The organism is Cetobacterium sp. ZWU0022, assembly GCF_000800875.1.
Lineage (GTDB): Bacteria > Fusobacteriota > Fusobacteriia > Fusobacteriales > Fusobacteriaceae > Cetobacterium_A.
This window is the reverse complement of sequence record NZ_JRJZ01000185.1, coordinates 1-1326: the sequence shown is the minus strand read 5'-3', so window position 1 is coordinate 1326 and position 1326 is coordinate 1. Positions and strand designations below refer to the sequence as shown.

Annotated in this window: 1 protein-coding gene; it reads left to right on the top strand. The window is 31.4% G+C overall.

Annotated elements, in window-relative coordinates; genetic code table 11:
* Positions 1-122 precede the first annotated feature (122 nt).
* Positions 123-1088, top strand: coding sequence for a succinylglutamate desuccinylase/aspartoacylase family protein (locus L988_RS12500; RefSeq protein ID WP_052191851.1), 966 nt, complete (start codon positions 123-125; stop codon positions 1086-1088).
* Positions 1089-1326: the final 238 nt, after the last annotated feature.

The window sequence follows — 1326 nt, the reverse complement described above, 5'->3', positions numbered from 1 at the left end:
ATAACTATTATACCTCAAAGGATTGGAGTAGTTTCAATAAATTTTAAGTTAACAGAAACACAGAGTACACTGGGGGAAAATATTTAGGAAGAGATATAATTACAAATCTCGACGTAACTGATTTGGAAGTAGGGAAAACTCATGAGTTCTTTTTCCAAGGAACAGAAAATAGTTTAGGTAGTCCTTGGTATATTCCAGTTACTGTTATAAAAGGAGAAAAAACAGGAGGAAAATTTTTAGTAAACTCTGGAGTTCATGGAAATGAGTTGAATCCTATTTTAGCAACATATAAAGTGAAAGAAAAATTAAATCCTAAGAATGTTAAGGGAACAGTTACTATAGTTCATGGGATGAACATTCCTGGACTGTTAAATAATACTAGAGGATACAAGTTTGGAGGGAATTCAGAGAATACATCAGACTTGAATAGACAGATGGATTCTGGAAAGATAACTACTGTTGATCAAAAATACTCTACATTAATATGGCAAAATTTACTATCTAAAAATGCGGATAAGGTGATTGATCTACATACAAGTGGAAAAGGAAGCCAGTTTCCATTATTCGTGTATGCAGATTTTAGAAATTTAGATATAAAGAAGATGGCTGAGTTAACAGGTTCTGATATCGTAAAAATGGATAATGGTGAAAAGGGATCGGTAGAAACATCTTTTGTTGAATTAGGAGTTCCAAGTATAACTTTTGAATTAGGGTCTTCAGAAACTCAAGAAGCAGAAATAGTAGCTAGAGCAACAGATGGAGTACTAAATAACCTTATTTATTGGAATTATTTAGATGCTAAAGAGATAAAATCAAAAGTAGAAACATTCTATGGAAATACTTGGAGTCGTATTCGTGCTGAGAAAGGTGGGTTTGTTGAAGCAAAAGTAAAAGTGATGGATAAGGTAAACAAAGATGATGTTTTATTTGTTCAATATGATGCATTTGGAAATGTGGTAAAGGAGTATAAATCACCAAATACAGGTATAGTGGCTAGTGTGAAAGATTATCCTTATAGCGAACCAGGGGATTCTTTAGGAAGAGTTATTGAGTATGACAAAAATGATAAAGATCAACTTTTAAAATAAAGTTTGAGAAAGAGCTTCTATAGCTCTTTTTCTTTTGTAAAAAAATTGAAATATGAAGCTATTACACAAAAAATACACATAACAAAAATAGAATATTTTGGGATAAAAAACTCTAAACTTGAATAGGGTTTAAAATAAATTATTTGGAGGAAGTTGATGAAAAAAATATTAGGGCTATTGGTATTACTTTCGACAGCAGCCTTTTCTAGAGAGTTAACGTTAGAGAGTGCAATCGATT